1 protein-coding gene is annotated in these 1,547 nt (G+C 41.8%); it reads right to left on the reverse strand.

Going from position 1 to position 1,547, the window contains the following annotated elements; all coding sequences use genetic code 11:
* Window positions 1-14 precede the first annotated feature (14 nt).
* Window positions 15-1,487, reverse strand: coding sequence for an IS66 family transposase (gene tnpC / locus FNW02_RS38085; protein ID WP_191762624.1), 1,473 nt, complete (start codon window positions 1,485-1,487; stop codon window positions 15-17).
* Between the last annotated feature and the right edge of the window lie 60 nt (window positions 1,488-1,547).

Raw genomic sequence — 1,547 nt, forward strand, 5'->3', positions numbered from 1 at the left:
GTAAGGATTCAGGTCTAATATTGCGGAAGTAAAGAAGGGCAAGACTGAGAATTATCAGAATCAGCAATTAGAGCCTGTGCAAAAAAATCAATCACAGACCGACCTTGACGGCGACAAGTTTGCACCACCGTCAACAAATTGGCAGTGTGTTGAAAACGCTCCATCGAACGGGAACCACCACTAACTTTACGTTTTGTCACAGCCAAACGCAGTGATCGTTCAGCCTGATTATTATCAGGAGGAACTTCAGGATGCTCAAGGAAATACCACCATTGATGAGCTTTATCGCGCAAAGAACGTAAAAGCTGCCCTGCTGTCGCTCCTGCCTGATCAATCCATTGATCAATTGAGGATTGCAACTTGGATTTGAACTTATTGACCCAATCGTTGTAACTGGTAGAGTCAAGTGTCTGGAACCATCGTCCATAACTTCTAAAGGCTTCATCAATTAAACTAACAAACGTTTCACCAATAGCTTGGTTGTGAAGGCCGGGAAGTTGAATTAATTTTTTGAAATGGCGGCGTAGATGAGCCAAACATTTTTGTTGAGCAAAAGCTTGATAGCCGTTGTAAACGCTAAAATCGTCGCTGACAATTATGCCTTGGTATTGAGTTCCTAAAATTGCCTCTAATTCTGCTCTGGAGCGAGTGTCAGCCGCAGTAAACAAACAAAACTCCGAATTAGCCACTACCCACAACCATTCTTTGGTTCCCTTGACTGACCAAGGTGTTTCATCTACATGAATGTTCGGTTGTGTCTGTTTTACCCAATTACTCAATTCAATGATGCTTGGTTCAATCGCTGTTTGAATTCTTTCATTGGTGGCAATTAAAGTTCCTAGTCCAATTTCAATTTGTCCTAGTTCCCACAACAAAACTTGTTGTTTTTCATAGGGCATATGGGCATAATTATTTGCCCATCCTAAAAACGCTTGCAATCTAGTTCCTAAATCTTGTCCTGGGATAATATCATCTGGCCAAGAGGCTGTTTGGATATTTCCACAGCACTCACATACGCAGGTTTGGCGTTGATACTCTACTACTTCAATTGGGCGTTCTACTAATTGCGCTACAGATTGTTTTTCTACTTTTATTGCCGCATCAGCAAATGCTTTGTGACCACAGCACGCACAATCTGTAGGACGCAAGATTTCATAACGATCTATTCTGCCAAATCCCTTACGGGTTTTGCCCTGATGCCCTGGTTGCCCGCCTGGCTTCTTTTTTGGCTGATTTGATTCTTCTTGTGGCGGTGCTTTTTTGTTTTCGCTCTTTTTGAGGATGTCCCCAGACGGTGGCTTCGATGAGGTTTTACTATCTAAATCTCTACTGACTTTTAATCTTTCTACTTCTTGCTGTAGTTCTAAGATTGTTTTCTGTAATTCACGTATTACCCTGTTCTGCTCAATAATTATCTCCACCAGTTGCTCTTTTGATAACTGGTTCAAGCTTTCTCGGTCTAATTCTTGAGACAGGTTTTGGTTCATATTTGTGATACTCCCTCTCAAGTGTTACCTTTGTCAATACTCTGCCACCTGAATCCTTAC

Origin of the sequence: Komarekiella delphini-convector SJRDD-AB1 (assembly GCF_014831675.1) — a bacterium.
In the GTDB taxonomy this organism is placed as follows: Bacteria; Cyanobacteriota; Cyanobacteriia; order Cyanobacteriales; family Nostocaceae; genus Komarekiella.